The organism is Thioalbus denitrificans, from assembly GCF_003337735.1.
GTDB lineage: Bacteria > Pseudomonadota > Gammaproteobacteria > DSM-26407 > DSM-26407 > Thioalbus > Thioalbus denitrificans.
In genome coordinates this window covers 42,012-55,406 of record NZ_QPJY01000015.1, presented here as the reverse complement: position 1 = coordinate 55,406, position 13,395 = coordinate 42,012, and the positions used below count along the sequence as shown (strand labels likewise).

Sequence of the window (13,395 nt, the reverse complement as noted above, 5' to 3'; positions counted from 1 at the left end):
CCGCGCTGCACGCAGACCTGCCCGTCGCGCCGGGTTAGCCCAGCAGGCGCGAGAAGTCATTGTAGAAGGCGAGGGCCATCAGGCCCAGCAGCAGCACTATACCCAACCGCTGCCCGAGCTGTTGCGCCTCCTCGGAAAGGGGGCTGCCCTTGACAAGCTCTATAAGGTAATACAACAGATGCCCCCCATCCAGTATCGGAACCGGCAGGAGGTTAAGAATTCCCAGGCTGATACTGACCACGGCCAGAAACGCCAGGAAGGGAACCACCCCGATACGGGCGGTCTCACCGGCGTACTGGGCGATGGTGATGGGGCCGCTGACGCTCTCCAGCGAAGCCCGCCCGGTGAACAGCCGGCCCAGGACCTGCAGCGTCAGGCTGGTCATGTCCCAGGTCCGGACCGCGGCGGCGCCCAGCGCCTCCAGCGGCGGATAGTCCTGGACGGCCTGGTAGCGCTCCAGGTCCGGGGCCCGGGACATGTCCACCGCCGCCCCGATGCGGCCCACCTCCCGCTGGCCTTCCGCCACGCTGGCCGGTTTGAGCGTCAGCGCCAGTTCGGCACCGTCGCGCTCCACGGTCACTTCCAGCTCCGTTCCCGGATGGGCGCGGACATACTCCACCCAGCCATTCCAGTCGGGAATCGGTCGGCCGTCCGCGCTCAGGATGCGATCGCCGGGCCGCAGACCGGCCTGCTCGGCCGGTTCCCCGGGCACCACCTCGCCTATGACCGCCGGGATGGAAGGCCGCCACGGCTCGATACCCAGCCCCGGGAGGAGATCGCCGCCTTCGAGATCCAGGGGCAGACCGGCCAGGTCGAGCGCCACGAGACGCGTCGCCCCGTCGCTGCCGGCCACTTCCAGCTCGATGCTCCCCCCGCCGAGGCTCCCCTTCAGCAGCGCGGTCCTGGCCGCGTCCCAGGTGGGCGTGGATCGCCCTTCAACCACCCGAATCTCGTCGCCGCCGTGCAGCCCGGCATGGGCAGCGGGGGTTCCTGGCAGCACCTGCCCCACCAGGGGGCGCAGGCCGGTGACGCCGATGATGAAGATGAGCCAGTAGGCCAGGATGGCGAACAGGAAGTTGAACACCGGTCCGGCGGCGACGATGGCAATCCGGCTGGCCACGGGCTTGCGGTTGAAGGCGCGGTGGAGATCGGCGGCGGGCACCTCCCCCTCCCGTTCGTCGAGCATCTTCACATAGCCGCCGAGGGGTATCGCTGCCAGCATGTACTCGGTTCCGTCGGCCGCCTCACGGCGCCAGAGCGGCCGCCCGAAGCCCACCGAGAAGCGCAGCACCTTCACCCCCAGCCGCCGCGCCACCCAGAAATGGCCGAACTCGTGCACCGTCACCAGCACCCCGATGGCGACGATGAAGGCGAGGATGGTGGAGAGGAAACCCGGCATGCTCAGCCCGCCAGGCGCCGGATGGCGGCTTGCGCCGCACGCCGTGCCGCGGCGTCGGCCTCGAACACCTCATCGAGGCTCCCCGCGGAACGTGCCGGAACCGCCGCCATGGTCTCGGCGATGACCGGAGCGATGCGCATATAGCCCAGGCGCCGGTCGAGAAACGCATCGACCGCCATCTCGTTGGCGGCGTTGAGGATGGCGGTCGCCGTCCCGCCCTCGTCCAGGGCCTGGTAGGCCAGTTCGAGACAGGGGTAGCGCGTCCGGTCCACCGGACGGAAATCGAGCTGCCCGACCCGCAGCATGTCCAGTGCATCCACCCCCGACTCCAGCCGTTCCGGCCAGGCCAGGGCATGGGCGATGGGCGTGCGCATGTCGGGATTGCCGAGCTGGGCCAGCACCGAACCGTCGCTGTAGGCCACCATGGAGTGGATGATGCTCTGGGGCTGGATCAGCACCTCCACCTGGTCGGCTCCGGCGTCGAACAGCCAGCAGGCCTCGATGACCTCCAGGCCCTTGTTCATCATGGTGGCCGAGTCGACGGAGATCTTGCGCCCCATGGACCAGTTGGGATGGGCGCAGGCCTGCTCCGGGGTCACCGACTCCAGCGCGTCCACCGGGGTGTCGCGGAAAGGTCCGCCGGAGGCGGTGAGCAGGATCCGGCGGACCCCCACCGGGGCCAGGCCGCGACGGAAATCCGCAGGCATGCACTGGAACACCGCGTTGTGCTCGCTGTCGATGGGCAGCAACTCGGCGCCATGGCGGCGGACCTCCTCCATGAACAGGGCGCCGGACATCACCAGCGCCTCCTTGTTCGCCAGCAGCACCCGCTTGCCGGCCCGCGCGGCGGCCAGCGTGGGCAGCAGGCCGGCGGCGCCCACGATGGCGGCCATCACCTGGTCCACCTCCGGCAGGGCGGCCACCTGCTCCAGGGCTGCGGCGCCCTCCAGCACCTCCACCTCCGGCGCATCGCTGCGCAGCCGCGAACGCAGCTCCGCCGCGGCGGCCGGATCGCGCAGGACCGCGTAGCGGGGACGATGCCGCAGGCACTGTTCGTAGAGGCGGTCGGCACGACGGTTGGCCGCCAGCGCCACGACGCGGAAGCGGTCGGGGTGCCGTGCCAGCACGTCCAGGGTACTGACGCCGATGGAGCCGGTAGCGCCCAGGATGGTCACACCAATCATGCAGGAGATCCCAGCAGTCCGAGGCCGACGACGAAGATGGGCGCGCCGGCGGTGAGGCTGTCGATGCGGTCCATGATGCCTCCGTGCCCCGGCAGGATGGCGCCGCTGTCCTTGATTCCCGCCACCCGCTTGACCAGGCTTTCGAACAGGTCGCCCAGCACCGAGCTTACCACGGTCGCCAGGGCCAGCAGGAGAAAACCCGGCAACTGGTGGCCACCGTAGCCCAGCGGCACCGCGCAGGCGGCCGCCAGCGCCGCTCCGCCGGCCAGGGCGCCATAGAAGCCCGCCCAGGTCTTGCCCGGGCTGACCCCCGGGGCCAGCTTGCGGCGCCCCCAGCGGCGGCCGCAGAAATAGGCCGCCGTATCGGCCATCCAGATGAGTCCCATCAGGTACAGGACCAGGACCGCCCCGGAGCCGTCGCCACGCAGCCCCACCAGGGCCGTCCAGGCCGGGACCAGCACCAGCACGCCCGCGGCGAGACGGGGCGCGCGCCGCGCCCAGAACCGGTCTCCGGCGGGGTAGCGCAGCACGGCCACGGCCGCCAGCACCCACCAGGGGACGGCCGCCCAGAGCAGGGTCGGACCGGCGCCCACCGGGGTGATGGCCACGCCCAGCAGCAGGGCCGCCACGAGCGCCGCGTAGGCCAGCCGGGCCGGCAGCGCGCCCACTCCCGCCAGCGCGCTCCACTCCCAGGCCGCCAGCGTCGCGACCCCGGCGAAGCCGATGGCGAAGGCCTCCCCCGGCCATCCGAGGATGGCCCAGAGAGCCAGGGCCACCAGGACGATGGCCGTCAGGAGCCGTTGTCTGAGCACCCTACCCCCGTTCAAGCTGCTCGCTGGTGCGGCCGAAGCGGCGTTCACGCCCGGCGAAGGAATCCAGTGCCGCGGCGAAGGCCTCGGAGCCGAAGTCGGGCCACAGGATATCGGTGAAGTAAAGTTCGGTGTAGGCGAGCTGCCAGAGGAGAAAGTTGCTGATGCGCTGCTCGCCGCCGGTACGGATGAACAGATCCGGCTCCGGTAGATCGGCCAGGTTCAGGTGCGCCTGCAACTGGTCGGGCGTTATGGCCTCGGGGTCCAGTTCGCCGCGCCGGACCTCCCTCGCCAGGGCCCGGGCCGCCTCGGTGATGTCCCAGCGGCCACCGTAGTTGGCGGCGATGTTGAGCATGAGGCCGGTGTTTCCGGCGGTCAGCGTCTCGGCCTTTTCGATGTGTTCCTGCAGCCGCGCGTCGAAGCGGCTCCGGTCACCGATGATGCGCAGGCGGACCTTGTTCTCGTGCAGCCGCCTCACCTCGCGCTGCAGGGCGGTCAGGAACAGCTCCATGAGCATGCCCACCTCATCGGCCGGCCGGCGCCAGTTCTCGCTGCTGAAAGCGAACAGGGTCAACACCTCAACCCCGTTGCGACCGCAGCTGCGCACCACCTTGCGCACCGCCTCCATCCCGGCCCGGTGGCCGGCGATTCGCGGCAGATGCCGCCGCCGGGCCCAGCGCCCGTTGCCATCCATGATGATGGCGACATGGCGCGGGACAGCTGCACGCGCCACACCGCCCGAGTCGGCGTGTTTTTCCCTGGCCATCTTTCTCAAGTGTCCTGCTTCGCCATTATCGGTGCCTGGTGGCGGCGGAACCGGGCGCGGTGGTCGGTCGATCGATCATGGACCCGCTGAAACATCCCTCGGCCATGGTCACGACGGTCACGACCACCTGTGGGCGCGCCGGTGCCGCCATTCTACCGCAAGCGCCGGCAACATCGTCCGGGAACCGGAACGGCAGTGGCGGATCCCTGCATGGGGCTGGGCCGGGAACGGGACGTACGGGGGCGACCCCGACCATCGATTGCGGCGTCGAACAGCCGGCTCCAGCCACGGCTTGGGGGCTGACAACCTGCGTACCGGAGGATGGCGACCGCCACGGCACCTGCGCCGTCGCGCCGTGCCGGTCCGCGCCGGCGCGGCATGCTGCTGCCTGCGCCGGGCGGCAGACACGTGGCGGCCGGCGCCGCCTACATCTCCATCAGGTCCTTTTCCTTCTCCGCAAGGACCACGTCCACCTCGGCCGTGTACTTGTCGGTCAGCTTCTGGACCTGTTCCTGGGCCTGGCGCTCCTGGTCCTCGCTGATCTCCTTCTCCTTCACCAGCTCCTTGAAGTGCTGGTTGGCGTCGCGGCGGATGTTGCGGATGGCCACCTTGGTGTTTTCGCCTTCGTGGCGTACCACCTTGATGAGATCGCGGCGCCGCTCCTCGGTGAGCGGTGGCAGCGGGATGCGGATCGTGGTGCCGGCCGTAGCCGGGTTGAGTCCCAGGTCGGAGGTGAGGATGGCCTTCTCCACCACCTGGACCATGTTCTTCTCCCACGGCGTGACGATCAGCGTCCTGGCGTCGCCCACGGAGACGTTGGCGACCTGACTGATGGGCATCTCGCTGCCGTAGTAGTCCACGCGGATGTGTTCCAGCAGGCTCGGATGGGCCCGTCCGGTGCGGAGCTTGGCGAGTTCATGCCGGAGCGCCTCAATACTCTTGCCCATGCGGGCCTCGGCATCTTTGCGGATTTCCTCGATCATGCCTCTACCCCCTGTTCGACCAGTGTCCCTTCATCCTCTCCGGCCACCGCGCGCTGCAGGGCGCCGGGCTTGTTCATGTTGAAGACCCGGATGGGCATGCCGTGGTCCCGGCAGAGCAGGATCGCCGTCAGATCCATCACCCCCAGCTCCCGGGCGAGAACCTCGTCGTAGGTCAGGCGGGTGTAGCGCCGGGCGGAGGGGTCCTTGACCGGATCGGCGGTATAGACACCATCCACCTTGGTGGCCTTGAGCACCAGGTCGGCCCGGATCTCGATGCCCCGCAGACAGGCCGCCGAGTCGGTGGTGAAGAAAGGATTGCCGGTTCCGGCGGCAAAGATGACCACGCCGCCCCGCTCCAGGCGCCGGATGGCGCGGAGGCGGTCGAACCCCTCGCTGAAGGGGCTCATCGGGACGGCGGACATGACGCCGGCCTCGAGGCCGCGCGCACTGAGGGCGTCGCGCATGGCCAGGGCGTTGATGACCGTGGCGAGCATGCCCATGTGGTCACCGGTGACCCGGTCCATGCCGGCGGCGGCCAGGGCCGCGCCGCGGAAGATGTTGCCCCCGCCGATGACCAGCCCGACCTGCACGCCAGCGGCGGCAAGCTCCGCCACCTCGTCGGCGACCCGGCCGAGGACGGCCGGGTCGATGCCATGGTCGGCGCCGCCCATCAGCGCCTCCCCGCTCAGCTTGAGCAGGATGCGGCGGGCGGCTGTGCCTGTGTCGGATTCAACCAAGGCCTCAGCCTCCGCGAACCTGGCTCATCACCTCTTCGGCGAAGTTCTCGGTCTTCTTCTCGATGCCCTCGCCCACCTCGAACCGGATGAAGCCGGCCACCTCGGCGCCCTTGCCCTTGAGCAGCGCATCCACCTTGGTGTTGGGGTCCTTCACGAACGGCTGGCCCAGCAGGGTGACCTCCTCGAGGTACTTGCGGATCCGGCCCTCGACCATCTTCTCGATGATGTTGGCGGGCTTGCCGCTGGCGGCGGCCTGGGCCTCGGCAACGTCACGCTCCTTGGCCACTTCGTCGGCCGGCACCTGGTCGGGCCTCACGCACAGGGGACGGCTGGCGGCGACATGCATGGCCAGGTCCCGCGCCAGTTCGACATCGCCACCGGCCACATCCACCACCACGCCGATGCGGGTGCCGTGCAGGTAGCTGCCGAGGACGCCCTGGGTCTCGATGCGGGCGAAGCGGCGCACGTTCATGTTCTCGCCCAGCTTGGCGATCAGCGCCTTGCGGGCCTCTTCCACGGTGGTGGCGTCCCCTTCGTTCAGGGGCATGGCGAGCAGCGCATCCAGGTCGGCCGGGTCGGCGGCCAGCACCCGGGCGCAGACCGCATTGGCAAAGGCCTGGAAATCCTCGTTCTTGGCCACGAAGTCGGTTTCGCAGTTGATCTCGACCACGGCGGCGCTGCGGGCGTCGTCGGACTGCTGGATGACAATCAGTCCCTCCGCTGCGATGCGCCCGGCCTTCTTGTCGGCCTTGGCCGCACCGGACTTGCGCATCAGCTCGATGGCGGCCTCGATGTCGCCGTTGGTTTCCGTCAGGGCCTTCTTGCATTCCATCATGCCGGCCCCGGTACGCTCGCGGAGTTCCTTGACAAGTGCCGCAGTAATTGCCATTTGCTCGCCCTCAGTCAACTGTTCGAATTCAGAAATAAGACACTACAAGGCCCGGGGTTCGGCCCGGCGACGACCCGCCCCCCGGGCCTGAAACCAATGCACGAACGGCCGGGCGGGTCACCCCGCCCGGCCGTGGGCAATCGCATCAGGCCTCGGCTTCGGACTCGGCCTTGGCCTCTTCTTCCCCGCTCTCCATCGCCTCGGCGACGATGTTCTCGTCCTCGACCTCGACGAAATCGTCCTCGGACGCGCCGGCATTGATGGACAGGGCGCGGGCCTCGACGATGGCGTCGGCGGCGGCGCGCACGTAGAGCTGCACCGCGCGGATGGCGTCATCGTTGCCGGGAATCACGTAATCGACGTTGTCGGGGGAGTTGTTGGTGTCAACGACACCGACCACCGGGATCCCCAGCTTCGCCGCCTCGCTGATGGCGATTTTCTCGTGGCCCACATCCACCACGAACAGGGCATCGGGCAGGCCGGGCATGTCCTTGATTCCGCCCAGGCTCTTTTCGAGCTTGTCGCGCTCGCGGGTCAGCATCAGCACCTCTTTCTTGCCCAGGCGATCGAAGGTGCCGTCGCCGGCCATCGTCTCGAGTTCCTTGAGACGGCGGATGGACTGCTTCACGGTGCGGAAGTTGGTGAGCATGCCGCCGAGCCAGCGATGGTCGACATAGGGCATGCCGCAGCGCTGGGCTTCCTGGCGGATGCTCTCGGAAGCGGCGCGCTTGGTGCCGACGAAGAGAATCTTGCCCTTCTTGGAGGCCAGCTTGCCCATGAAGTTCATGGCGTCCTGGAGCAACGGGAGGGTATGCTCCAGGTTGATGATGTGAATCTTGTTCCGGTGACCGAAGATATAGGGGGCCATCTTCGGGCACCAGTAGCGGGTCTGGTGACCGAAGTGAGCGCCGGCCTCCAGCATCTGTCGCATGGTGATGTCTGCCATCTGTGGATTTCCTCGTGTTTCGGGTTGAGCCTCCACGCACCCCATGGGCCGACCCGCCGCGGCGGGCACCCCGACACATGTGCCGGTGCGTGTGTGGATTGGGCCCGGCGCGTGCCGGACTCGTTTGCCATTCAAGGGCGCGCTTTATACCATAGCTCGCTTCCCACAACAATGCGGGGCTGTTTCCACACGCCCGGCGATCCCCTGCGAACGCACAGAATCACCAATAAGTTCAACGACATGACCGTTACCATCAAGACTCCGGAAGAAATCGAGAAGATGCGCGTGGCGGGCCGCCTGGCCGCCGAGGTGCTGGTGATGATCGAACCACACGTCAACGCCGGCGTGACCACCGAGGAGCTCGACCGCATCTGTCACGACTACATCGTGAACGTGCAGGGCGCCATCCCCGCCCCGCTCAACTACCACGGTTTCCCCAAGTCCATCTGCACCTCGCTGAACCACCAGGTCTGCCACGGCATCCCCGGCGAGCGGGTGCTCAAGAACGGCGATATCCTCAACATCGACATCACCGTCATCAAGGACGGCTATCACGGCGACACCAGCCGCATGTTCTTCGTGGGAAAGCCCTCCATCATCGCCGAGCGGGTCAGCCGGGTGAGCCAGGAGTGCCTCTACCTGGGCATCCGGATGGTGAAGCCGGGGGTACGCCTGGGGGATATCGGAAATGCCATCCAGCGGCATGCCGAAGCCAGCAACTGCTCGGTGGTGCGGGAGTACTGCGGACACGGCATCGGCCAGAAATTCCACGAGGAACCCCAGGTGCTGCATTACGGCGAACCGGGCACGGGCATGGTGCTGCGGGAGGGCATGACCTTCACCATCGAGCCGATGATCAACGCCGGCAAGCGCCAGATCCGCATGCTGCGCGACGGCTGGACCGTGGTCACCAAGGATCACAGCCTCTCGGCGCAGTGGGAGCACACCCTCCTGGTCACCCCCGACGGGGTCGAGGTGCTCACCCTGCGGCCGGACGAGGCCCTCTGAGCGCGCCCATGGAAGCCACCGCCCTCACCGACAGCGAACTGTTCGACCGCGAGGGACTGGAATCCCGGCTCACCGGCGGCGGCAGCCCGGTCACGGCATTCCGTGGCGCCCTGAAGAGCGGCCGGGAGGTTCTGCGCCGGCGTTACCTGGATGGCTGCCACGCCAGCGAGCTCGTGACCCAGCAGACCGCCCTCGTGGATACCCTCGTGGTGCGCGCCTGGCGGCACCTGGCGCTGGCGGACTCCCCCGAGGTGGCCCTGGTGGCGGTGGGCGGCTACGGCCGCGGCGAGCTCTTTCCCTGCTCCGACGTGGATCTGCTGATCCTGCTGCGGGGCGATGATCACGACGCCTGGCGCGACCCCATCGAGAGCTTTCTGCGCCTGCTCTGGGACATCGGCCTGGAGGTGGGCCACAGCGTCCGCAGCCTGCAGGACTGCACCCGCGAGGCGGAACGGGACATCACCATCGCCACCTCGCTGATGGAGGCCCGGCTCCTGGCCGGCCCCGAACCCCTCTACCGGGCCATGCGGGCCGGGGCCGGACCGAACCACATCTGGCCCAGCCGGAAGTTCTTCGAGGCCAAGCGGGAGGAGCAGATCCAGCGCCACCGGAAGTATCACGACACCGGCTACAACCTGGAACCCAACGTCAAGGGCAGTCCCGGCGGCCTGCGGGACATCCACATGATCGGCTGGGTGGCGAAGCGCCACTTCGGTGCCGACACGCTCTACGGCCTGGTGGAGCACGGCTTTCTGAGCGAGGCGGAGTACCGCACCCTGTCCGACGGGCAGGCCTTCCTGTGGCGGGTGCGCTTCGGCCTGCACCTGGTCACCGGTCGCCGCGAGGATCGCCTGCTGTTCGACCACCAGCGCACCCTCGCCGAACAGTTCGGCTACCGCGACGCCGACCACAACCTGGCGGTGGAGCAGTTCATGAAGCGCTACTACCGCACGGTGCGGGAACTGCGCCTGCTCAACGAGCTGCTGCTGCAGCTGTTCCAGGAGGCGATCCTCTATCCCGATGACCAGGAGCGGCCCCAGCCGCTGAATGCCCGTTTCCAGCTCCGCAAGGGCTTCATCGAGGCCAGCAGCCCCCGGGTCTTCCGGCGCCGCCCCGCCGCGCTGCTGGAGATCTTCCTGCTCATGGCCCAGCATCCCGAGATCAAGGGGGTGCGGGCGGCCACCATCCGCCTCATCCGCGACCACCTCCACCTCATCGACGACGACTTCCGCGCCAACCTCGCCAGTCGCAGCCTGTTCATGGAGCTGCTGCGCCAGCCCCAGGGAATCACCCATGCGCTGCGGCGGATGAACAGCTACGGCGTCCTCGGCGTCTACATCCCGGCGTTCGGACGCATCATCGGCCAGATGCAGTACGACCTGTTCCACGTCTACACGGTGGACGAGCACACCCTGTTCGTGCTGCGCAACCTGCGCCGGTTGTGCGTGGAGGAGTTCACCCACGAGTTTCCCCTCTGCAGCGAGCTGATCCGGCGCATCCCGAAGCTGGAGCTCCTCTACCTCGGGGCCCTGTTCCACGACATCGCCAAGGGCCGCGGCGGAGACCACTCCGAGATCGGAGCCGAAGAGGCCGAAACCTTCTGCCTGCACCATGGCCTGAGCAACTACGATGCCCGCCTTGTGGCCTGGCTGGTACAGCACCACCTCGTCCTGTCGGTGACCGCCCAGCGCCAGGACATCTCCGATCCGGACGTCATCAACGCCTTCGCAGCCAAGGTTCGCGACCAGGTGCACCTGGACTATCTCTACCTGCTCACCGTGGCGGATATACGGGGCACCAATCCGACCCTGTGGAACAGCTGGAAGGAGTCCCTGCTCTACGAGCTCTACATGGCCACCAAGCGGGCCCTGCGGCGCGGCCTGGAGAACCCCATCGACAAGAGCGATCGCATTCGCGAAGTCCAGGAGGACGCCCGCGGACAGCTGCTGGGCAGCGGACTGGATCCGGAGGAGGTGCGCACCTTCTGGAACGACCAGGGCGAGGACTACTTCCTGCGCTACTCCGCCGACGAGATCGCCCGCCACACCCAGAGCATCCTCGAACGGGGGCGCGACCGGACACCGCTGGTGCTGGCCCGGCGCCAGACCCGGCGCGGCGGCTCGGAAATCTTCATCTATACCCACCACCGCGAAGAGCTCTTCGCCGCCACCACATCGGCCCTGGAGCGCCTGGGACTCAACGTGGTGGACGCACGCATCATCACCTCAATCTCCGGTTTCACCCTGGATGCCTACATCGTCCTGGAAGAGGACGGCCAGCCCATCCAGAGCGACATGCGGGCCGCGGAGATCGTCGCCGCGCTGGAGCACGTGCTTTCCTCCCCCGGTGACATGGCCCTGGAGGTCAGCCGGCAGATCCACCGCCATCTGCGCCACTTCCGGACCCGGACCGAGGTGAACTTCTACACCGACGCCACCAACCATCGCACGGTGCTGGAGCTCATCGCCGGCGACCGGCCGGGGCTCCTGGCCCATGTGGGCCGGGCCTTCATGGAACACGGCGTGCGCCTGCAGACCGCCAAGATCACCACCCTCGGGGAGCGGGTGGAGGACATCTTCTTCATCACCGATCCCCAGGGCCTGCCCTTCCAGGACGCCGATCGCCTGGGCCACCTGGCCACCGCCATCCGCACCCAGCTGGACAGCTGAACCGCAGCCGCCACCTAGCAGCCTCTCGGACTTGAGGCTGATCTACTGCGCCGGCGGGACAGCGGCCCATATGGGACCGATTTTTCGTTACATAGACCCACTATGCGCCTCAAAATCGGCCCCATCTGTCCTCGCTCTCCCACTCGGCTCGCTACGATCGCTCAAGTTCGACAGGCTGCTAGAGATTGACAGAGCGGATTCGTTGGTTATTATATCTTTACCATTTTAGTCGGTCTTTTCGGGTTATCCGGCACGAGGAATCGCGGCTGGACCCGATTCCATAACAACCAACGGAGGAATGACCATGAGCAACACCTATTACGAAGCGGTCGATCAGCTCGAGAAGGCGAAAGTCGACCCGGAATACATCGCCGGCTGGTCCAGCGGGTTCCTGCACAACCCCGGGCGCGAGGAGCAGACCGACACCGACGCCTACCAGGCGGGCTACGCCGACGGTCGCGAGAACAACCTCGACAACTTCAAGAACTGGATCAAGGGCTGAGCCCGGCACCGCGGGGGCCGGTACCGGCCCCCGCGGTGCGGTCCCGGAGCGACGGGCAGAGAATCCAGGACGGCGCGCCCCTTATCCCTTAATTCCTTATCCCATCACCCACAATTATTGGTCCCTCCGCTCCGAGCCCGTATACTTCGGGTTTTGGCACGCCGTGCGGATAGATGAATCCCGACCTCGACCGACTCCATCCCTACCCCTTCGAGAAGCTGACCCGGTTGAAGGCCGGCGTGACGCCGCCTGCGGGACTGGGCCCCATTCCGCTGTCCATCGGCGAACCGAAACATGCCGCGCCGGGCTTCGTCCTCGAGGAGCTGATCACCCACCTGCACGGGGTATCCGCCTATCCCGCCACCCGGGGAACGCCCGCGTTGCGCGGTGCCGTGGCCGAGTGGCTCACCCGGCGCTACGGGCTGGCGCCGGGACGGGTGGATCCCGAACGCCACATCCTGCCGGTGAACGGCACCCGCGAGGCCCTGTTCGCCGTCGCCCAGGCGCTGGTGGATCGCTCCCGCCAGCCGCTGGTGGCCATGCCCAACCCCTTCTACCAGATATACGAAGGTGCGGCCCTGCTCGCCGGCGCGGAGCCCTGCTACCTGGCCACGCCGCCGGAAACCGGCTTCCTGCCCGACCTGGATTCGATCCCGGAGAGCACCTGGTCGCGCTGCCAGCTGCTCTACCTGTGCAACCCCGGCAACCCCACCGGGGCCGTGCTGCCGGAGTCGTTCCTGACCCGGGTGCTGGAGCTGGCCGACCGGCACGACTTCGTCGTGGCGGCCGACGAATGCTATTCCGAGATCTACCTGGACGAGGAGCGCCCGCCGCCGGGTCTGCTGGAGGTGGCGGAGCGGCTGGGTCGCCCCGGCTTCGAGCGCTGCCTGGTATTCAACAGTCTCTCCAAGCGCTCCAGCCTGCCCGGCCTGCGTTCCGGCTTCGTCGCCGGTGACCAGCGGCTTATCGAACGCTTCCTCCTCTACCGCACCTACCACGGCTCCGCCATGCCGCTGCACGTGCAGGCCGCCAGCACCAAGGCCTGGGGTGACGAGGCGCACGTGCGCGCCAACCGGCAGCTCTACCGGCAGAAATTCGATGCGGTGCTGGAGATTCTCGCCGACGCCCTCCCCCTCGACCGCCCCGAGGGCGGCTTCTTCCTGTGGCCGGAGACGCCGGTGTCCGACACCGAGTTCACCCGCGAGCTCTTTGCCCGCACCAACGTCACCGTCCTGCCCGGCAGCTACCTCTCCCGTCCCGTCGCCGGCCGCGACCCGGGTGAGCGCCGCGTGCGCATCGCCCTGGTGGCGCCGCTGGAGGACTGCGTGGAGGCGGCGCAGCGGATACGGGATTTTCTCGGATAGAATTCAAATGGACGGGATTGATTACGGGACAAGGAATAAGGGACAGGTATCAGGTCGATTTTGCGGCACCCCGTATGAAACGCTTGATACTTAACCCGCAACATAATCAATGCAACAGGATTTCACCTATCAATTACCA

12 protein-coding genes are annotated in these 13,395 nt (G+C 67.6%); 4 read left to right on the top strand and 8 right to left on the bottom strand.

Going from position 1 to position 13,395, the window contains the following annotated elements; all coding sequences use genetic code 11:
• Window positions 1-34: 34 nt before the first annotated feature.
• The 8 genes from rseP to rpsB form a co-directional block, all read right to left on the bottom strand.
• Entirely contained in the window at window positions 35-1,399 is a 1,365-nt protein-coding gene (gene rseP / locus DFQ59_RS18135) for a sigma E protease regulator RseP (protein ID WP_114281148.1), read from the bottom strand.
• Window positions 1,400-1,401: 2 nt separating this feature from the next.
• The gene (ispC, locus tag DFQ59_RS18130) at window positions 1,402-2,583 is read right to left on the bottom strand and encodes a 1-deoxy-D-xylulose-5-phosphate reductoisomerase (RefSeq protein ID WP_114281147.1); all 1,182 of its coding nucleotides are present in this window, start codon (window positions 2,581-2,583) and stop codon (window positions 1,402-1,404) included.
• Window positions 2,580-3,395 carry a phosphatidate cytidylyltransferase gene (locus DFQ59_RS18125; protein WP_114281146.1) on the bottom strand — a complete coding sequence of 272 codons (816 nt, stop codon included), beginning with the start codon at window positions 3,393-3,395 and terminating at the stop codon, window positions 2,580-2,582. Before DFQ59_RS18125 ends, ispC begins: the two co-directional genes overlap by 4 nt.
• Before the next feature lies 1 nt (window position 3,396).
• Complete coding sequence (locus DFQ59_RS18120; protein WP_114281145.1) at window positions 3,397-4,158, bottom strand: undecaprenyl pyrophosphate synthase; 762 nt, start codon at window positions 4,156-4,158, stop codon at window positions 3,397-3,399.
• Window positions 4,159-4,583: 425 nt separating this feature from the next.
• A complete protein-coding gene (frr, locus tag DFQ59_RS18115) occupies window positions 4,584-5,141 on the bottom strand; it encodes a ribosome recycling factor (protein WP_114281144.1) in 558 nt (185 codons plus the stop codon).
• Entirely contained in the window at window positions 5,138-5,878 is a 741-nt protein-coding gene (gene pyrH, locus DFQ59_RS18110) for a UMP kinase (protein ID WP_211314997.1), read from the bottom strand. The genes frr and pyrH overlap by 4 nt, the downstream gene beginning before the upstream one ends.
• 4 nt (window positions 5,879-5,882) lie before the next feature.
• A complete protein-coding gene (tsf, locus tag DFQ59_RS18105) occupies window positions 5,883-6,767 on the bottom strand; it encodes a translation elongation factor Ts (RefSeq protein ID WP_114281143.1) in 885 nt (294 codons plus the stop codon).
• Between the two features lie 145 nt (window positions 6,768-6,912).
• Window positions 6,913-7,713, bottom strand: coding sequence for a 30S ribosomal protein S2 (gene rpsB / locus DFQ59_RS18100; protein WP_114281142.1), 801 nt, complete (start codon window positions 7,711-7,713; stop codon window positions 6,913-6,915).
• A 240-nt stretch (window positions 7,714-7,953) separates the two neighbouring features.
• Here rpsB and map point away from each other — a divergent pair, with 240 nt between their 5' ends.
• The 4 genes from map to dapC all read left to right on the top strand — a co-directional run bounded on the left by map (window position 7,954) and on the right by dapC (window position 13,256).
• Complete coding sequence (gene map, locus DFQ59_RS18095) at window positions 7,954-8,721, top strand: type I methionyl aminopeptidase (protein ID WP_114281165.1); 768 nt, start codon at window positions 7,954-7,956, stop codon at window positions 8,719-8,721.
• Between the two features lie 8 nt (window positions 8,722-8,729).
• Window positions 8,730-11,390: a [protein-PII] uridylyltransferase gene (glnD, locus tag DFQ59_RS18090; RefSeq protein WP_114281141.1), complete on the top strand. Its 2,661-nt coding sequence runs from the start codon at window positions 8,730-8,732 to the stop codon at window positions 11,388-11,390.
• Between the two features lie 304 nt (window positions 11,391-11,694).
• Entirely contained in the window at window positions 11,695-11,892 is a 198-nt protein-coding gene (locus DFQ59_RS18085; protein WP_114281164.1) for an Alvin_2107 family globule sulfur oxidation protein, read from the top strand.
• A 173-nt stretch (window positions 11,893-12,065) separates the two neighbouring features.
• Window positions 12,066-13,256 carry a succinyldiaminopimelate transaminase gene (dapC, locus tag DFQ59_RS18080; protein ID WP_114281140.1) on the top strand — a complete coding sequence of 397 codons (1,191 nt, stop codon included), beginning with the start codon at window positions 12,066-12,068 and terminating at the stop codon, window positions 13,254-13,256.
• Window positions 13,257-13,395: the final 139 nt, after the last annotated feature.

Coding starts and splice junctions, on each gene's coding strand:
- map (WP_114281165.1), top strand. CDS start 7,954: ATGACCGTTACCATCAAGACTCCGGAAGAAATCGAGAAGATGCGCGTG.
- rpsB (WP_114281142.1), bottom strand. CDS start 7,713: ATGGCAGACATCACCATGCGACAGATGCTGGAGGCCGGCGCTCACTTC.
- ispC (WP_114281147.1), bottom strand. CDS start 2,583: ATGATTGGTGTGACCATCCTGGGCGCTACCGGCTCCATCGGCGTCAGT.
- glnD (WP_114281141.1), top strand. CDS start 8,730: ATGGAAGCCACCGCCCTCACCGACAGCGAACTGTTCGACCGCGAGGGA.
- DFQ59_RS18120 (WP_114281145.1), bottom strand. CDS start 4,158: ATGGCCAGGGAAAAACACGCCGACTCGGGCGGTGTGGCGCGTGCAGCT.
- tsf (WP_114281143.1), bottom strand. CDS start 6,767: ATGGCAATTACTGCGGCACTTGTCAAGGAACTCCGCGAGCGTACCGGG.
- rseP (WP_114281148.1), bottom strand. CDS start 1,399: ATGCCGGGTTTCCTCTCCACCATCCTCGCCTTCATCGTCGCCATCGGG.
- DFQ59_RS18085 (WP_114281164.1), top strand. CDS start 11,695: ATGAGCAACACCTATTACGAAGCGGTCGATCAGCTCGAGAAGGCGAAA.
- frr (WP_114281144.1), bottom strand. CDS start 5,141: ATGATCGAGGAAATCCGCAAAGATGCCGAGGCCCGCATGGGCAAGAGT.
- dapC (WP_114281140.1), top strand. CDS start 12,066: ATGAATCCCGACCTCGACCGACTCCATCCCTACCCCTTCGAGAAGCTG.